General features: G+C 67.2%; 13 protein-coding genes. 6 read left to right on the top strand and 7 right to left on the bottom strand.

Annotation, left to right across the window (positions count from 1 at the left end; genetic code table 11):
• Position 1: 1 nt before the first annotated feature.
• Positions 2-328: a divalent-cation tolerance protein CutA gene (cutA, locus tag AC07OY_RS17210; protein ID WP_495043829.1), complete on the top strand. Its 327-nt coding sequence runs from the start codon at positions 2-4 to the stop codon at positions 326-328.
• The gene (locus tag AC07OY_RS17205; RefSeq protein WP_495043828.1) at positions 325-1,002 is read left to right on the top strand and encodes a penicillin-insensitive murein endopeptidase; all 678 of its coding nucleotides are present in this window, start codon (positions 325-327) and stop codon (positions 1,000-1,002) included. Before cutA ends, AC07OY_RS17205 begins: the two co-directional genes overlap by 4 nt.
• 1 nt (position 1,003) lies before the next feature.
• Here AC07OY_RS17205 and AC07OY_RS17200 read toward each other — a convergent pair whose 3' ends face one another.
• The 7 genes from AC07OY_RS17200 to AC07OY_RS17170 form a co-directional block, all read right to left on the bottom strand.
• Positions 1,004-1,465, bottom strand: a complete 462-nt coding sequence (locus tag AC07OY_RS17200; RefSeq protein WP_495043827.1) for a hypothetical protein — start codon at positions 1,463-1,465, stop codon at positions 1,004-1,006.
• A 34-nt stretch (positions 1,466-1,499) separates the two neighbouring features.
• A complete protein-coding gene (locus tag AC07OY_RS17195; RefSeq protein WP_495043826.1) occupies positions 1,500-2,249 on the bottom strand; it encodes a rhamnogalacturonan acetylesterase in 750 nt (249 codons plus the stop codon).
• A 163-nt stretch (positions 2,250-2,412) separates the two neighbouring features.
• Positions 2,413-3,696, bottom strand: a complete 1,284-nt coding sequence (locus AC07OY_RS17190) for a pectate lyase family protein (RefSeq protein WP_495043825.1) — start codon at positions 3,694-3,696, stop codon at positions 2,413-2,415.
• Positions 3,697-3,698: 2 nt separating this feature from the next.
• Positions 3,699-6,581 (bottom strand): TonB-dependent receptor domain-containing protein, encoded by a 2,883-nt coding sequence (locus AC07OY_RS17185; RefSeq protein WP_495043824.1) that lies wholly within the window; start codon positions 6,579-6,581, stop codon positions 3,699-3,701.
• 26 nt (positions 6,582-6,607) lie between these two features.
• On the bottom strand, positions 6,608-9,406 hold the full coding sequence (locus tag AC07OY_RS17180; protein ID WP_495043823.1) for a pectate lyase family protein: 2,799 nt from the start codon (positions 9,404-9,406) through the stop codon (positions 6,608-6,610).
• The gene (locus AC07OY_RS17175) at positions 9,403-9,966 is read right to left on the bottom strand and encodes a PEP-CTERM sorting domain-containing protein (protein ID WP_495043822.1); all 564 of its coding nucleotides are present in this window, start codon (positions 9,964-9,966) and stop codon (positions 9,403-9,405) included. Before AC07OY_RS17175 ends, AC07OY_RS17180 begins: the two co-directional genes overlap by 4 nt.
• 139 nt (positions 9,967-10,105) lie before the next feature.
• Positions 10,106-13,033 carry a TonB-dependent receptor gene (locus AC07OY_RS17170; protein ID WP_495043821.1) on the bottom strand — a complete coding sequence of 976 codons (2,928 nt, stop codon included), beginning with the start codon at positions 13,031-13,033 and terminating at the stop codon, positions 10,106-10,108.
• Between the two features lie 417 nt (positions 13,034-13,450).
• On the opposite strand from AC07OY_RS17170, the gene kduD reads away from it, so the two are divergent.
• From kduD to AC07OY_RS17150, 4 genes are read left to right on the top strand one after another with little or no spacing between them, the layout of a single operon-like run.
• The gene (gene kduD, locus AC07OY_RS17165) at positions 13,451-14,212 is read left to right on the top strand and encodes a 2-dehydro-3-deoxy-D-gluconate 5-dehydrogenase KduD (RefSeq protein ID WP_495043820.1); all 762 of its coding nucleotides are present in this window, start codon (positions 13,451-13,453) and stop codon (positions 14,210-14,212) included.
• 11 nt (positions 14,213-14,223) lie between these two features.
• Positions 14,224-15,393, top strand: a complete 1,170-nt coding sequence (locus tag AC07OY_RS17160) for an oligogalacturonate lyase family protein (protein WP_495043819.1) — start codon at positions 14,224-14,226, stop codon at positions 15,391-15,393.
• On the top strand, positions 15,390-16,484 hold the full coding sequence (locus AC07OY_RS17155; RefSeq protein WP_495043818.1) for a pectinesterase family protein: 1,095 nt from the start codon (positions 15,390-15,392) through the stop codon (positions 16,482-16,484). Before AC07OY_RS17160 ends, AC07OY_RS17155 begins: the two co-directional genes overlap by 4 nt.
• Positions 16,481-17,740, top strand: coding sequence for a pectate lyase family protein (locus AC07OY_RS17150; protein WP_495043817.1), 1,260 nt, complete (start codon positions 16,481-16,483; stop codon positions 17,738-17,740). The genes AC07OY_RS17155 and AC07OY_RS17150 overlap by 4 nt, the downstream gene beginning before the upstream one ends.
• Positions 17,741-17,772: the final 32 nt, after the last annotated feature.

Here is a 17,772-nt window from a genome sequence, read left to right as displayed (position 1 = left end):
GATGGATCTGCTCGCCGTCTTCACCACCGTCGCCACCCAGGCCCAGGCCGACACCCTCGCCAGCGCCGCCGTCGAGCGGCGCCTGGCGGCCTGCGTGCAGACCGAGGCCATCCGCAGCACCTACCGCTGGCAGGGCGAGGTCGCCTGCGAGGACGAGGTGAGGCTGATGTTCAAGACCGACAGGGCCCACTACCCGGCCCTCGACGTCCTGCTGCGCGAACAGCACCCCTACGAGCTGCCGGCCATCTATGCGCTGCCCGTCATCGCCGGTACGGACGAATACGCGGCCTGGGTGCGGGAATCCCTCGCGGACGCCGGAGCGCCGTGACTCGGAACTGGCTGCTGATCGCCGCCTTGCTCGCCGCCGGGCCCGTGGGTGCCAGCGAATGCTTTGGCACGGTCAGCAAGGGCCGCCTCCAGGACGGTGCCGCGCTGCCCGGCAGCGGCCCCAACTTCTCGCCCTACAGCCGCCTCGGCGTCACGCTGGGCCGCACCCATGTGCATGCCAAGGTCGCCGACATCGTCACGGACGCCTATGCCGCACTGGCCTCGCATACGCCCGAGGTCCGCTATGTCTACGGTGAGACGGGCTGGCCGTCGGGCGGGCGCTTCAGGCCGCATCGATCCCATCAGAACGGCCTGTCGGTCGACTTCTTCGTGCCCGTGCGCGACGCGGCCGGCCGCTCGGTGCCGCTGCCAACCAGCGTGGGCGACAAATGGGGTTATGACATCGAGTTCGATGCCCAGGGCCGCTGGGGCGACTACCGCATCGACTTCCCGGCCCTGGCCGAGCATCTGTATGAACTGCATCGCGCCGCTGCCGCTCGCGGCCTGGGCCTGACCCAGGTCATCCTCGACCCGCCCTTCCTGCCGCGGCTGTTCGCGACACCGCGCGGGGCCTGGCTGCAGCAGCATCTGAAGTTCATGAAGGCCAGGGCCTGGGTGAGGCACGACGAGCACTATCACGTCGATTTTGCGGTGCCTTGCAAACCGATGTCCTGATTCACTGCCTTTCAAGCCATTTGCCAACCAAGAAACCGATGGCTCCGAGCGTGACAAAGAAACCCACGATGGCGTTGCGGTAGAACTTCTGTCGCTTGCGCTCGCGAGAAAGCCAATCCGCGCCAGCCACTTGCGCTTCGGCCTTCAACAGCGCATCGTCGGGGTGCAGGTAGATTTTCCCGCACTCATAGGTTTCCCATTCGTCGCCGCGCACTCGCGCATCCAGGCGGCCAGCGAATACCAGCATCGCAGCGATCCACCATTCGTCCGGATTCCGCGTCCAGAGCTCGCCGTCCTGGTACCAGAGATTGAAGTGGCCATCGGCACCCGCATAGGCAAAGGTCGGCGGCGCGTCGCTGTAGCTCCAACCCTCCAACCCAGCCGCCGCGGCCTTCGCTTCCTCCAGGGAGATTGGAAGCTGCTTGCCTTCTTTCGAGCGCAGGACGCTGATGTGATACCCCATCGGGGCATCGTATGTCAGCGGGTCACGGCGGCCGTCAAGACCCTAGCGTCTTCGCGCTCGCCAGTTCCGGCTTCAGCTTGATCAGCCCTTCCATCACCTGCCCCGAGAAAAGCTCCGCCCCCTTGGGCCCCAGATGCGTTCGATCAAAACGCGGCGGTGCCTCGGCCAGGGTATCGGCCGCGGCCTGGCCCATGGCAGCAACCGCCGCGTGGCTGATGGCATTCAGATCCAACACCGGCACTTCCTGCTCCGCACCCACCTTGAGGATGGCTTCAGCCCAGGGCCGCAGGTCGTTGGGCAGCTCGCCCTCCTTGAAGGTCCGGCGCGTCAGCGGCGTGATCAGCAGCACCTCGGCGCCCGCGGCCTTCACTTCCTTCACATAGCCCGCCATGTTGGGGCCGAACTCGGTCGCCAGGTCGGTGGAGCGGCCGGGCTTGCCGGGCTGGTCGTTGTGGCCGAACTGGATCAGCACCAGCGTCTTCTGCTTGCTCGTTCCTTCATTGAGCAAGGCCATGACGGTGGCCCAAAGACCCTCGGCGCGAAAGCTCATGCTGGAGCGGCCACCGCGTGCGAGGTTGATGCAGGCGACCTGCTGAAAGCGGGCGCACAGCGCATTGCCATAGCCGCTGCGCGGCGCCATCGTCGAGTCGCCGACGAGGATGAGGCGCGGTCCGGTGGCGACGTTGGCGGTGGTCTCGCCGCGCGGCGCGGAGGCGGCGGGCGCGGTCTGAGCGGCAGCCGTCGCGCAAAGGCCGGCGGCAATCAATGGCAGAAGTCGCTTCATCTTCATGTCGGTGGTGTTCCGTATTTCGGGCCGAGCGCTGGGCCGCTCCCGAGCCGGCCCGCGTTGGCGATGTGCTTGCGGCTCAATGCCGCAAGCATCGCCGTCCCCTCGGGGGACCGACCAGGCTTGCCCGCGTGCAGCGGCGCAGGACTGGACGAGGGACTCACAGTTTCGGCCAACCGGCCTTGGGACTCATGTCGTCGAGGTTCCAGTCCTCGGGCTTGAAGGCGCGGCGCGTGGGCGCGTGGCGCGGATAGCCCAGCGCATTCTCAACCTCGGAGTCGATCAGCTTGCCTTGGCCCTGCGCCATGTCAGCCAGCAGCTTCGCATCCAGCGCATCTCGCGACCAGGGACGTGCGCCGACCCGAGCGGGCAGTTCGCGCGCCAGATCGGCCGCGGGGCGAATGGCCAGGCCGGCCGGCAACTCGGGTCTGGCCATGACGATGATCTTCCCCGTCGTCTGCGCGTTGTTGCCCAGCGGCGGCACCGGCCGGCCTTGCGTGTCGTGCGCGAGGTTGTCGTTCATGTGCAGTTCCAGGTCGCCCTGGCCCAGCATCGTGAACAAGGCCGTGCCGGCCACGGTGCTCGGGCCGTGGCGCATCGCGTTGCCCACCAGCGTGAGGCGCCCGACCTGCCAGGGCTGGCCCGCCCACTCGTTGGCGAGCAGGTTGTAGTGAACACCGCGGTCACCGGGGTTGAAGATGAGGTTGTTGACCATGGCCCCCTGCGCGCCGCCCTTGAAGAGGGCATTGCGCTGGCGGTTGGACGCATAGACATTGGCGTAGATCAGCACGCCGCTGGTGTTGTCGTGGATCAGCGAGCCCTTGCTGTGCTCGCCCTTCTCGTGCACCGAGTTGCCCAGGCCCTCGTAGATGAGGTTGTGGCTGTAGGTGATGCGGTGGGACGTGCCCTTGCGCCAGTCTTCAGGCGTCTTGCCCTCGAAGCGCGGGCCGCTGGCCGACAGGTTCTCGTCGGTGGCCCAGGAGAAGCTGCAGTGGTCGACGATGACGTCGTGGGCACCGCCCAGGGTCGAGATGCCGTCCTGGTCGCCACCGCCCTTCTTGGGCCGGCCGAACTCGCCGGGCCGAAAGCTCAGGTGCTGGATGACGACGTCATGGGTCGCGATGGTCGTCTCGGCCTTGATGACGCTGATGCCCGGCTCGGGCGCGGTCTGCCCGGCAATCGTCAGGAAGGGCTGGGCAATCTTCAGCGGCTGGCCGGCCATGTCGATGACGCCGCCCACCTCGAAGACGACGATGCGCGGCCCACTGGCCTCGACAGCCTCCTTCAGGCTGCCGGGGCCTGAAGCCGCCAGCGTCGTGACCTTGAGGATGCGGCCACCACGGCCGCCCTCGGTCTGGGTCCAGCCCTTGTGGGCGATGCCGCTGGACTGAGCCGGGCCGGCAGCCAGCAAGGCCCCGAGCATCAACAAGCGAAGGCTGCGCATGCTCAGAAGCTGTAGTCGGCCGTGACCTTCCAGGCCCGGCCCAACACATCCGCCAGGCTGGTGATATAGCCTGTGTAGAGGGTGTTGGACGTGACCGGCGGGTTGGCGTTGGTGAAGTTGTTGACCGCCAGGCTCAGCTTGAGCCCCTTGAAGCCCGAATAGGCCAGGCTGGCGCCGTACTGGCTGTAGGCGCTGACGCGGTTCACCGTGGAGCCGGCACGCGGCGTGATGTCGGTGAGCGCGGTGTTGTAGCGCACCGAGACCAGGCCCGACCACGGACCGTTGCGCAGGCCGATGGAGGCGGTGTGCTTCCAGCGTGGGTTGATCTGCGGCATGCCGGCCAGGCCGGAGTTGACTCCGGCACCGCCGTAGCGCGCATCGTTGGTGATGATGCCGACGTTGCTCAGCACCTCGCCGCCCTTCTCGGCCGTGAAGCGGTAGCTCTCGTAGTAGGTGCCGTCCAGCAGGAAGGTCCACTGGCCGACCGCCGACGCCATGCGGTACATCAGCGACAGGTCCAGGCCGCGGATGCTGGTGTCGCCACGGTTGGCCTGGCTGGCGATGATGTAGTCGATGGTGCCGTCGGCCTTGCGGATGATGTTGGTCGCGTACTTGGCGGGCTGCTGCTGCACCTCGGCGATGGCCACGGCACCCAGCATGTCGGTCAGCTTGATGCCCCAGTAGTCGGCCGTCAGCAGCAGGCCCTTGGTGGGCTCCAGGGCCAGGCCCAGGGTCCAGCCCTTGGATTTCTCGGGCTTGAGGAAGCTGTTGTCGGGCGACTTGGTCCAGTAGCTGATGGTCTGGTTGCAGACCTGGTCACGTGTGAAGCCGTTGACGGGGTTGCCGGTGTTGGTGACGGTGGGCGTGGTGCTGGGGCACAGCACCGGGTCGTCCATCATCTGCGTGCGAACCTCGGGCGTGGGGTTCTGGATGTCCATGATGGAGGGCGCGCGAAAGCCCGTGTTGGCCGAGGCGCGCAGCACCAGTTCGTCCAGGGCCTGGTAGCGGGCCGACAGCTTGGGGTTGACCGTCGTCGTGTCGAGGTCGCTGTAGCTGTCGGCGCGCACGGCAGCGTTCAGGCTCAGGCGTTTGGTGATGGGAGCGTCCACTTCGACGACGGCCGACTTGATGTCGCGGCTCAGCTTGCGGGCCACGCCGGTGGGCGTCTCGCCGACGAGGTCGTGCTTGGTGACATTGCCGAAGGCGTCGATGGCATAGCTGCCGTTGGCGTTCTTGGCGACATAGTCCAGCGGCGCGGCCTCGACCTTGGCCGAGTCGCGGCGCACTTCGCCCGACACCGCCAGCATCAGCGGGCCACCGGACAGGTCCATCAGTGAGCGCGTGATGGTCGCGTCCACGCTCTGGTTGTAGGCGCGGTTGACGCGGTAGCTGTAGTCGCTGGCCTCGATGCTCCTGAGGTACTCCAGGCCCTCGGCGTCCTGCAGCCCGAAGGGATTCAGGATGCCCTTGGCGAAGCCCTCCTGGGCCTTGGAATAGAGGATGTAGCCAGCGCCGGCGCGGGTGTCGCGGAGGGACCGGCCGTAGTTCAGGCCGACCCGGTAGTCGAAGCCGGCCACCGTGCCTTCGGCACTCAGCACCAGGCGGTCGCTGGTCTGCTCGTCGTTGCGGTAGGCCGAACCCAGCTCCGCCGGGCCCCAGACGAAATAGATCGTCCGGTTGTTCATGTTCAGGTCGGTGACGGTGCCGGGCGTCTTGCTCGCGTCGATGAACATGGCCGGCGAGTTGGCGCCGGTGTTGCTGCCCACCACCTTGATCGCCGGCGTGATGCCCTTGCCGGGATAGAACCGGCTGGTGGCGGGCATGCTGTAGGTGGTGGCCGGCGCCGTCGCACCCGGCACCTGCATGCCGCGGTACTTCTGGACGTTGAACTTGCTGTGCAGGCCTTCCAGCGTCAGCGAGTGATCGTTGCTGATCTTCCAGCTCAGCTTGCCGAAGACATTGGTGATCTCGCTGCCGTCGGTGACGGCGTCGTAGTAGTTGGGGTTGCGGTAGCAGCCGGCGTTGGAATAGGTGGCCGGCGTGGCGACGCTGCCGGCGCCCAGGGTCGGCAGCGAGTAAGGCGCCGCACAGCCGGTCGCGAAGGCCGGGTTGTAGTTGGAGTTGGCGCCGGTCGCGAAGCCGAAGTTGGCCGTCGGGCTGGGGTTCTTGTTGTCGGGCGTCAGGCCCAGGCCCATGGCCGACAGCACCGCATAGTCGTATAGCTCGGGCCGGTCGATCTTGAACAGGGCCGACTTGCGCTGATGGTCCAGCGAGATGTAGGCGTTCCAGCCATTGGCGTTCAGGTCGCCGACGCCGAGGATGGCGCCGATGGCCTTGGTCTCGCCGCCACCGGAATGCTCGGGCTGGTTCCACTCGGCCTTGACGCGCGCGCCCTTGAAGCTGTTGTAGGTCCAGAAGTTCTGCACGCCGCCGATGGCGTCGGAGCCGTAGATGGACGAGGCGCCGTCGCGCAGGGTCTCGGCACGCTCCAGCGCCATGCGCGGGATGACGTTGACGGAGACGTATTGGTCCTGCAGCGGCTCGTTGGCCATCCGCCGGCCATTGAGCAGGGTCAGCGTGCGCATGGGGCCGAGGCCGCGCAGATTGAGCATCGGGCCGGCCGCGCCGCTGTTGGTGCCCAGGGACAGGGACTGCGGCATCTCCAGCACCAGGTCCTTCAGCTCGGTATGGCCGCGCGCCTCCAGCTCCTCGGACTTGATGACCGACACCGGCAGTGCCGTCTCGCCGGCCAGGCGCTTGATGGAGGAGCCGGTGATCTGGATGCGCTCCAGCGTCGCGGGCGTTTCGGCGGTCTGGGCCTGCACCGAGGCCATCAGGCTCAGCACGGCGGTGGCGCACAGGGTCAGGCGGGGGGCGTTTTTCATTCGTGTCTCCGTGGTTCTAGTTCTGATCAGGGCGCGGGTGCCCAGCCGCCGGGCGCGCCGGTGGCGATCGTCGAGTTCTGGAAGATCTCGGCGCGGGTCGTCAGGCCGGCGGGCGAGCCGAGCTGCTTGGCCAGCGGCAGGTTGGTCGCGACGTTGTTGACCTTGACCGAGGCCACGCCCAGCCGCGCGCTGACGTCCAGCGGCGCGCCGTTCAGGTCCAGGCTGCCGAACTCGCGCCAGCCCGCCGTGTCGGTCGTGCCGCCGTCGGCCGTGCCGGCCCAGGACGGCGGGTTGCTGCTGCAGCTGCCCGTGCCCACGCCGGTCTTGCTGGTGCCCGTGCCCACGCACCAGCCCACCGGCAGGATGTGCGGGCCGATGCGGGTGTTGATGAAGGCGATGTTGTCGACGTAGGTCGTTGACGTCGTGCCGCCGCTGCGGGCGAGATAGGCCTGGCTCACGCCGGCGTCGGCCGTGAGGCGGCTGTTCAGGAAGACAAAGCCCTTGTCGCCGGCCGTGGCGCGCGACTGCAGGATGTAGCCTGGCGAACTGCTGGCCGTGTCGGGCACCGAGCGGATTTCGCTCTCCTCGAACAGGCTGGCCATCACGCTGCCCCAGATGAAGTCGACGTTGCCGGCGACCAGGGACTGGTAGATCCAGTTGTAGCCCTTGAGCTGCAGGGTGTCCTGCTGGCTCAGGAAGTTCATCTGCTTCGCGACGAAGCGGGCCGCGGCGGCCGTCGTGCTGGTGTTGAAGTAGACCGCCTCGGCCTGGTTGTCCCAGCTGGTGCTGCGCACATGGGGGTTCTGCAGCGTGAAGTTCTGCAGCGACAGCAGGTCGGAGGTCTCGACGAGCCAGGCCGCGCGGCCGCCGCCGAGCACCCGATGGCCGACCGTCTTGCCCGAGGTGCTGAGCGCCGTGCCGGCGGACGCGCTGCTGGCGCCGCTGCCCGAGTTCAGCGACTCGAAGTTGACATCGCCCACCACCACGCCGTCGCGGCTCTCGCCGACCACCGTCAGGTTGGACACCTTGCGCAGGATGTTGAGCTCGGGGTAGCTGCCGTTGGCCAGATGGATGGTCTTGGCCGTGGCGACGGTGTTGCAACCATTGGCGGCCGGGCTGTTGGTCGAGCAGTGCTTCATGACCCAGTTCAGCGCGCCCTGCAGCGTGCGGAAGTCGGCCGTCGTGCCGCCGTCATCGACGTTGATGCTGGTGAAGCTGGCCGGCGCGGCGCGGGTCGTGAACTTCCAGCCGTCGGCCTTGGCTATCCCGGCAAAGGCGGCGCCCCTGATCGTGCCGCTCAGCACCGTGGCATCCACCGTCACGTAATAGGCCGTGCCGAAGTCCAGCTTGTTGCTGTGCAGCTTGATGGCGGCCTTGGCGCCGTTGACGCTCACCGGGCGATACCAGACATAGCGCGCAAACGTCGCGCCATCGGGCATGGCGCCCTGGCCCAGCGCATCGATCTCGAGGTTGCTGCGGGCCAGCACGGTCTGGGTGTCGCTGGCCGAGGGCGCGCTGCTGACATCGATGCTGTCCACCAGCACGTCATCACTGACGCGGTAGACATTGACCTTGCCCGCCGTGCCGACCGTGGGCGGCGCGTCAAAGCTCAGGGCCAGCCGCGTGTCGGTGTGGACATTGGTCTCATTGGCGGCCGGAGACTTGGTGCCGCCGACCTCGCTGACATTGCCGCTGCCGCTGATCTGCGTGCTGATCTTTCCGGCGCCCGCGAGCGCCAGGTTGTTGGCCTTCACCAGAGCCGCCGGCCGCGGCTTGTAGGCATAGCCTGGCGTGAAGGCCGCGCCGGACGCGACACCGCAGGCGCCGAGGGCCGCGCCGTTGACGGTGGAGCCGCTGTCCTGAAAGACGCCGCTGTGGTCGGAGCTGGCGTAGACGACGACGCTGTCGCAACCCGCCGCGCCGTCGACGGCGAAGACGTTGGCGTGGGACAGGATGTTGCTCGCCTTGCCCACGCCGACGCTGTAGCTGTGGGCGTAGGGGCTCGCCACCTTGCTGCCGGTGAAGTAGTTGTTGAAGACGTGGACCTGGCCAAAGCGCACGCGCGGCACGCGCTGGGTCACGCCGTTGAAGACGTTGTTGGCGATGGTGACGCGCAGCTTGCCGGCGTCGCTGGTCAGGCTGTCGGAGCCACCGATCAGCATGCTCTTGTCATGCCGGGTGATCAGGTTGTAGGAGACGGTGATGAGGTCGGCACCCTTGGTGACGTCGATGGCGCCGTCGTGGCATTGCTTCACCTTGCCGTTCTCGACGGGCAGGGTGTCGTCGGTGACCGGCGCGTCGGTGATGGTGTTGCGGTCGATCCAGACCTGGGTGGCCGTGACGATGCCGATGGCGTCATAGGCCGAGTTCCAGTTGCCCAGCGCCCCATCCGTCGGGTCCCAGATGGGGCCGACGTCGCAGGGCGCGACGATGTGCAGGTTGCGCACGATGACCTGGCTGACGCTGGTGATGTCCAGCCAGGCGTTGATGAAACCGGCGCCGGGGCCTTCGCCGATCAGCGTGGTGTTGCTGGTCAGGCGCACGCGCGCCCTCACCTTCTGGTCAGCCGTGTTCGCGAAGGGCGTGCCCTCGGTCATGTCGATGGTGCCGGCCACCTTGATGATCTTGGCCGCGTTGCCGCCGTTGGCCAGCGCATTCAGCAGCTCGGCGCGGTTGTGCACCGTGTAGATGTGATCGGGCGTGGCGGCGCTGCCGCCGACGGTGCCGGCGCCCCAGCCATCGGCGGGGGCCGTCTGCAAGGCCGCATCAAGCGCATGGGCCGGCAGGCTGAATGCCAGCAGGGCAGCAAGGCAGAGCCGCTTCATGCCGACCTCCTGCGCAGGGCCAGCAGGCCCAGGCCGGCGCCCAGCAGGGCCAGGCTGGCCGGCTCGGGCACGGCGCTGACAGCCACCTGCGTCGTGAAGCTGCCGAACTCGGTGGTGAAACCGACGTTGCTCAGCGTCAGGCTGACGGTCTGGGTGTCGACCAGCTGCAGGCTGACGCTGCCGCCGGCCACGCCACTCATGTCCAGCGTCGTGAAGCCGCTGAGGGGCGCACCGAGTCCGGTGAAGCTGAAGCTCAGCGTGTAGCTGCCCGCCAGGTTGGCAAAGCCGGTGTTGTTCCAGAACTGGATGCGGCCGTCGCTGAAGAAGTCGATGCCGATGGCGGCATCACCCGTCAGGAACTCGAGGTCGTTGGCGGCCAGAGCCGTGACGTTGCTGCCCGCCTCAGGGGCGAAGCCATGGTCCAGGCCCAGCAGCGTCGTGCTGGCGCCGCCGGCCTGTCCAGTGATCACGGTGCCGGCAGGCAGGGTGTTCGCCGCCTGGGAGGGGATCGCGAGCAGGCATGCGGCAGCTGCGACCGCAAGGGTCCTGAAGGTCTTCATGAATGTCTCCGGGGTGAGGCCGGGCTCGCCAAAGGGCGGCCAGCTCTTCTTCGGGATCAGGAGACCTGCAGGGTCCCGCAAGCAAGGAAGGGCACGAACAGCAGGTCCGTGCCCTTTGCTTCTCTAGGCCGTCATGGGCTCAGAACTTGTAGCGGCCACCGATGATGAACTCGCGGCCGGTGTAGTTGTTGGTCACCACGTTGTCCATCGCGCGAGAGATGAACTGGTCGTTGGGCTGGTTGGTCAGGTTGCTCGCCTCAAACGTCAGCTGCAGCTGCTTGTTGACCTGGTAGCCCATCGACAGGTCGACGTTGAAGGTCTTGTTCTTGCCCGCCACGTCCTGGTTGTTGCCGGCCGGGATGGTGGTCAGGAAGGCCGAGCGCGCCGAGGTGGACACGCGGCCGCTGAAGGTGCCGTCGTCGTAGTAGACGGACAGGTTCCAGGAGCGCGGCGACAGATTGACCAGGTCTTCGGTGACGGTGGGCGAGTTGACAGCGGTCGTCAACACGTACTCCATCTTGGACTTGACCTGCGTGAAGTTGGCCAGCAGGCCGAAGTTCTTGCCCCAGCCCGGCAGGAAGGTGAAGGGCTGCTGGACATTGACCTCGAAACCGGTGAGCTTGCCCCCCGGGGTGTTGACCGGCGCGCTGACCAGGAAGACCTCATCGCCGGTGTAATTGGGCGGCAGCAGCGACAAGGGCAGACCGGTCTGGTTGAAGGGCACGTTCTGGCCCCGCGTCAGCACATAGCTCGCAATCTTCTTCTGGAACAGTCCCAGGCCAATGAAGGCATTCTTGGAGTGGTACCACTCGGCGCTCAGGTCCAGCGTGGTCGCGCGGAAGGGGTCCAGTGCCGGATTGCCGCCGGTGTAGGTGGCTGCCGGGATGTTCAGCGTGCCGCCGGGGCTCAGGTTCTGCATCGGCGGGCGCGACATGACCTTGGCCGCCGCGGCGCGCACGATCAGGTCCTTGCTCAGGTTGACGGCCACGTTGGCGGAGGGCAGCCAGTCCTTGTAGACGCGGTCGGCCGTCACCGCGCTGTTGTTGGCGAGGTAGCCGGTGGCCGACACCGCCGTCTTGACATGGCGGGCGCCGAGATTGCCGCGCACCGCCATACCGCCCAAGCGGGTCTCGAAGTCCGCCATCAGCCAGGCCCCGGTGTCGGTCTCGGTGATGGCACGGTTGCCGCCCCGGCCGGCGCCGTTGGTGATGGAGGTCAGCGTGAAGTCGCCCGGGCCGTTGGCCGTACCGGTCTTCAGGCAGTTGCAATAGATGTCGTAGGCGGCAGCGATGGCGTCCAGGTTGGGGATGACCCAGGACGTGACCGAGCCGTTCGGCAGGTTCTGGCCCTTGCCGAAGCCCGTCAGCGATGTCACCAGACTGGCCGCGGTCACGCCGGCCGGCAGCGTGTTCATCGCCTCGGTCGAGCGGCGGAAGTCGTAGCTGGTGAACTTGAACTGCTTGTAGCTGACGCCGCCCTTCAGGGTCAGCGCGTCGGGGATGATTTCCCAGGCGACGTCGGCCGTCAGCACGTCCTGGCGGTTGGTCACGCCATTGGGGCGGATGCGGATCTCGCTGGGCGTGAAGTTGGCGATGCTGGTGGCACCCACCGGCACGCCATAGATCTTCAGCGCGCCGCTGGGATCATTGGGGTTGAGATTGCCATAGCCCAGCAGCGGCGCGCGGTCATCGCCGCGGGCGTCGAACACATAGCCATCGACGTTGGGGGCATCCAGCGTCGTCGTGGTCTGGATGGGGTTCCTGAACCTGGACGTGGCGCGGCCACCGCGCAGGGTCAGCTTGATGGACTCGCCGATGTCCTGTTCCACCGTGATCGAGGGCTGGCTGAACTCGGTGCTGAGCTTGTCGAAACGCGACTCGGAGCGGATGTCCACGCCGTTGAACTTGCCGTAAAGCAACTGGCCGCTGGGCGCGAACTGGGCCTCGACGACGCTGGTCTGCTGCTTGCCGCCGGCCGTCAGCGCGCGGCTGAAGGAGATGGCTTCCAGGAAGTCTTCCTGGCGCGTCGCTTCGAGCTTGCTGTAGAGCATGTCGAAGGTCAGCAGCATGGTGTCCGACGGGCGCACCTGGATGGCGCCGGTCATGCCCAGTCGCTCCTGGTCATGCGTCAGGCGGCCATAGCGCGGCAGGCGCGGGTGGAAGTTGGTGGCCTTGCTGGCCTCGTTGTAGGCGGCCAGGTTCTCCGGCGTGTTGGGCAGGCGCGGCACGCCCTGGGCGGCCGGGCCGCAGGTGGTAGCGGTGGAGCCGGTGGGCAGGTTGGTCAGCACGCCCTGCGGCGGGCACCAGCCACTGAAGGCGTTGCCGCTGGACGGGCCGTTGTCCCAGCGCACGGTGCTGAAACCCTCTTCAAAGGTCTTGCGCTTGGAATAGGCGCCCGACAGCAGCGCGCCGATCTTGCCGTCGGCAAAGGTGTTGGAGATCAGGAACGAGGCCTTGGGCGTGGTCTTGCCCGACAGGTCGTTGTAGGTGCCCTTGACCGACACGGCAGCCGCAAACTTCTTCATGTCGAAGGGGCGGGCCGTCTGCAGGTCGATGGTGGCGCCAAGTGACCCTTCGTCGACGTCGGCCGAGCTGCTCTTGCGCACGGTCAGCGAGTTGAAGAGGTCGGCGGCGAAGACGTTGAAGTCGAAGGCGCGGGTGCGGTTGGCGCCGCCGGAGCTGTCGGTGCCGCCGGTGGTGGCCAGGGCCTCGATGCCATTGATGCGGGTGCGGGCGAAGTCGCCGCCCAGGCCGCGCACGGTGATGTTGCGGCCTTCGCCGGCGTCGCGGTCAATCACCACGCCGGGGATGCGCTGCAGGGACTCGGCCAGGTTGGTGTCCGGGAACTTGCCCATGTCCTCGGCCTTGATGACATCGACGATGCCCTTGTCCTGGCGCTTGGCGTTCAGGGCGCTTTCCAGCGAGGCGCGGATGCCGGTGACGGTGACGGTCTCGAGCGATGCGGACGCGGCCGGTGCGGTCTGGGCCCACGCGGGGGCGGCCATGAAGGCGACGGCCAGGGCCACAGGGCTCAGGGTCAGGCGCTGGGAAGGACGGAATGCGGGCATGGATGTCTCCTGGTGCAAGGCCACCTCGGCGCCGCAGCGCCGGGGGCTCTCGGGTTATTCAAAGCTTGTGAACCCGGGCGCACGCAGGGCACCCGTCGATTTCTGGCCGGCAACGCTGCAGTGCGTGCGCCGGTTCTGTCCCCGTGACGAAGGTCGTCGCGGCGAGGGAAAAGCTGGTCAAGCAACGTTTCTTCGGTGAAGAACAACCGCTCAAACTTGTGCGTTCTTGTCTCGCTTGTAGACGATGATAGGGGGAAGATGCAAAAATCGGAACATCGGTTCACTAATTAGAAACCATGATTCCGCAACACTTGCGCCCTGCCTAAAGTCGTGGCATTCGCAAAAAGTGGAACCGCGTTTCAACAACATGAACCGCCTCGCCACGACCTTCCCCGCGCTGATCGGACGCAACGACTTATGGTGCTCAACAACTTCAACCTGGCCGGCAAGACGGCCATCGTCACCGGCTGCAACACCGGCCTGGGCCAGGGCATGGCGCTGGCGCTCGCGCAGGCGGGGGCCGACGTCGTCGGCGTCAACGTCTCCGAACCGGACGAGACCAAGGCCGGCGTCGAGGCCCTGGGCCGACGCTTCCTGGACCTGCGCGCCAACCTGGGCGACATCAGCTGCATCCCCGACCTGGTGGCCCAGGCCAAGGCGCTGAACGGCGCCGTGCACATCCTGGTCAACAACGCCGGCATCATTCGCCGCGAGGACGCCATCAAGTTCTCCGAGGCCGACTGGGACGACGTGATGGACCTGAACCTGAAGTCGGTGTTCTTCCTGTCCCAGGCCGTGGCCAAGGCCTTCATGGCCCAGGGCACCGGCGGCAAGATCATCAACATCGCGTCGATGCTGAGCTTCCAGGGCGGCATCCGCGTGCCCTCCTACACCGCCAGCAAGAGCGGCGTCATGGGCATCACCCGCCTGATGGCCAACGAATGGGCCTCGCATGGCATCAATGTGAATGCCATCGCCCCGGGCTATATGGCCACCAACAACACTGCCCAGCTGCGCGCCGACGAGCAGCGCAACAGCGCCATCCTGGATCGCATCCCGGCCGGCCGCTGGGGCAAGCCCGAGGACTTGGCGGGGCCGGTTGTGTTCCTGGCCTCACCGGCTTCCGATTACGTCAATGGCTACACGATCGCGGTCGACGGCGGCTGGCTGGCCCGATAACGTCCCTCGCCATGAAGTCCACCGAACGCAAGTTTGAATTCCTCACCCGCGAGGATCCCGACACCGGGGCGCGCGTCACGCGGCTGACGCCGCCCGATGTCACCTGCCATCGCAACTACTTCTATCAGAAGTGCTTCACCAACGATGGCCGCAAACTGATCTTCGGTGGCGAGTTCGGCCCCCATCCCAGCCCGAACTGGAACTACCACCTGCTCGACCTGGACACGCAGACGGCCATCCAGCTCACCGAGGGCGCGGGCGAGAACACCTTCGGCGGCTTCCTGAGCCCCGACGACCGCCACCTCTACTTCGTGCGCGACAAGCGCCAGTTCATCCGCCTGGAGCTCGCCACGCTGCGCGAGGAAGTCCTCTACATCGTGCCCGAGGACTGGGTGGGCTATGGCACCTGGGTCAGCAACAGCGCCTGCACAAAAATAGTGGGCATCGAGATCGCGGCCGCCGACTGGTTCCCGCTGAACACCTGGCAGAAGTTCAACGAGATGTTCCACAAGAAGCCGCTGTGCCGGCTCTTCAGCGTGGACCTGACCACCGGCAAGCGCAGCGTCATCCTGGAGCAGCGCGGCTGGCTGGGCCACCCGCAGTACCGGCCCTTCGACGACAACACCGTCGCCTACTGCCATGAAGGCCCGCACGATCTCATCGACGCGCGCATGTGGTTCATCAACGAGGACGGCACCAACCGCCGCTGCGGCAAGGCCCATCTCGACGGCGAGAGCTGCACCCATGAGTTCTGGGTGCCAGACGGCAGCGCCATGATCTATGTGTCATACAACGAGAAGTCGCCCGAGCGCTGGATCTACAGCCTGGACCCCGTCACGCTGGAGAACAAGCTGCTGACCGCCATGCCGCAGTGCTCGCACCTGATGAGCAACTACGACGGCACGCTGATCGTCGGCGATGGCGTGGGCAAGGTCAGCCACGACAGCACCGCCAGCAACGCGATGCTGGTCGGCGACCCCTATCTGCATCTCTTCGACCTGAAGGCCGGCACGACACGCCCCATCGCCCGCCACGACAGCGGATGGGACGTCTACAAGGACGATCGCCAGGTCACGCATCCGCATCCCAGCTTCACGCCGGACAACAAGCAGGTGCTGTTCAGCTGCGACAAGGAGAGCGCCAGCGGCGTCGAGCCGGCCCTCTACCTGGCCGATCTGTGAAGCTCGCGCTGGCCGCCCTGCTGCTGGTCGCCGGCCTCAGTCAGGCCCAGGAGCGCCCCCAGCTCACGCCACAGCAGGCGGCGCAGCACACGACGGCGGCCTATCTCGGCGACTGGAAGCCTGCAGCGCTGGCCGATCTGAGCGCGGCCGCGCCCGATTTCATCGTGAAGCCGGGAGAGTCCGTTCAGGCCGCCATCGACAAAGTGCCCGCTGAAGGCAAGGACGGCAGCAAGCGCTGGGTCATCCACATCCAGGCCGGCACCTACCGCGGGCCGCTCTGCATCCAGGACAAGGCCTCCCTCGCCCTCGTCGGTTCGCCGCTGGACGCCGCGGCCGTCGTGCTGGTCGACAACCGCTTCTCCGGCAAGCCCAAGGCTGAGCAAGAGGCCGCCCACCCCTGTTGGCCGGAGCTCGGCAAGACCACCATCGGCACCAGCGGCAGCACCAGCGTGCTCGTGCAGAGCAACGACGTGCAGCTCATCTCGCTGACCATCGCCAACGACGCGATGGATGGCGTGCGCCGTGGCGAGGCCTACCCGAGCGGCGTCGGCGAAAGCGGCGGTGCCCAGGCCGTGGCGCTGACGCTCACCGGCGACCGCATCCAGCTCGGCAACGTGCGCCTGCTCGGCCACCAGGACACCCTCTACGTCAAGCGTGCAGCGCCCGACAAGCCGGCCCGCCAGCTGATCCGCCACAGCCTCATCGCCGGCGACGTCGACTTCATCTTCGGCAATGCGACGCTGGTCATCGAGCACTCGACCATCCTGACCCGAGCCAACCGCCGCACGCCCGGCCACGGCGGCATCGTCCTGGCGCCCAGCACGGCGCCTGATGTGGCCCAGGGTTTCCTCGTCACGCACAGCCGCCTCGTCGGCGAGCCCGGCATTGCGCCCGGCGCCACATCTCTGGGCCGCGCCTGGGACGCCGGCGTGAAGGCCGGCACCTGGCAAGCCGGCAGCAGCCCCAACGGCATGGCCATCGTGCGCGACAGCGAGATCGGCGCCCATGTCGGCCCCTGGAACGCCAGCACCTCGCGCCGGCCTTTCAACGCGGCCACCCACCGCCTCAGCGAATTCAACAACCGACCATGACCCTGCACCGTCGCCATGTCCTCGCGCTCGCCGGCCTTCCTGTGCTCGGCGGCTGCGCCACCACTTCGCCTGCAGCGATCGAATCGCCCCTGGGCTGGGCCAGCGTCGGCAAGACCACCGGCGGCGCCGGCGCCAGGCCGGAGCATGTCTTCGATGTGCGTGACCGCGCCGGCCTGGATGCCGCACTGCGCCTGGGCGATAGCCCCAAGATCATCCGCATCCACGCCTTCATCGACCTCTGCCCCGGCGGCGTCGAGGCCTTCCGCGACCCCGAGTTCAGCTTCGACGCCTTCGACCGCGCGTTTGATCCCGCCACCTGGGGCCGCGACGACCCCAAGGGCCCATTGGAGGACGCGCGCAAGCGCTCAGAGCAGCGCCAGGCGGCCGTGTCCATCCTGCGCCTGCCGTCCAACACGACGCTGCTGGGCGCGGCGCCCGGCGCGGGCTTCCAGCACGGCATGGTGCTGCTGGACGGTGTCAGCAACATCATCATCCGCGACCTGCGCTTTTCCGACGCCTACGACCACTTCCCCGCCTGGGAACCGCGCGACAACGTGCATGGCGAGTGGAACTCCGAGTACGACGCCCTGTCGCTGCGCGGCGCCGAGCGCGTCTGGGTGGACCACTGCCTGTTCGACGACGGCCAGCATCCCGACAAGCTGGAGCCCATCCGCCTGGGCCAGCGCGTGCAGCATCACGACGGCCTGCTTGACATCACCAACGGCAGCGACCTGGTCACCGTGTCCTGGTGCCGCTTCCAGGCTCACGACAAGACCATGCTGATCGGCAACAGCGACACCCGCACGACCGACGAGGGCAAGCTGCGCGTAACCCTGCATCACAACCATTTCCACGCCTGCAAGGAGCGCACGCCGCGCGTGCGGTTCGGCCGCGTGCATGTGGCCAGCAACCTCTTCAGCGCCGACCAGGCCGAGGATGTCGGCTACTCCCTGGGCGTGGGCCTGCGCTCGCGCCTGTTCAGCGAGCACAACCGCTGGGAGCTGCCCGCGGGCGTCGCGCCGGGCCAGCTGATCCGCCGTCTCAAGGGCACGGCCATCACCGAGCGCGACAGCCGGCTCAACGGCCGGCCCGTCAATCTGCTGCAGGCCTGGCAGGCCGCCCACCCCGGCGAAACCCTGTCCGCCGACGTCGGCTGGCGCCCCGACGAGTCCTATGACGCAGGGGCACTGCGCCCCGCCCAACCCGATCGTCTTGCTGAGCAAATCCGCGCCGGCGCCGGGCCGCGGCGCGGCTGAGTCAGAATCCACCCTTGAAACACGCACCCGAA

The organism is Roseateles sp. GW821-FHT09H10 (assembly GCF_059415865.1).
The sequence above is the reverse complement of the archived record's forward strand: the minus strand, read 5'-3'. Positions and strand labels throughout refer to the sequence as shown.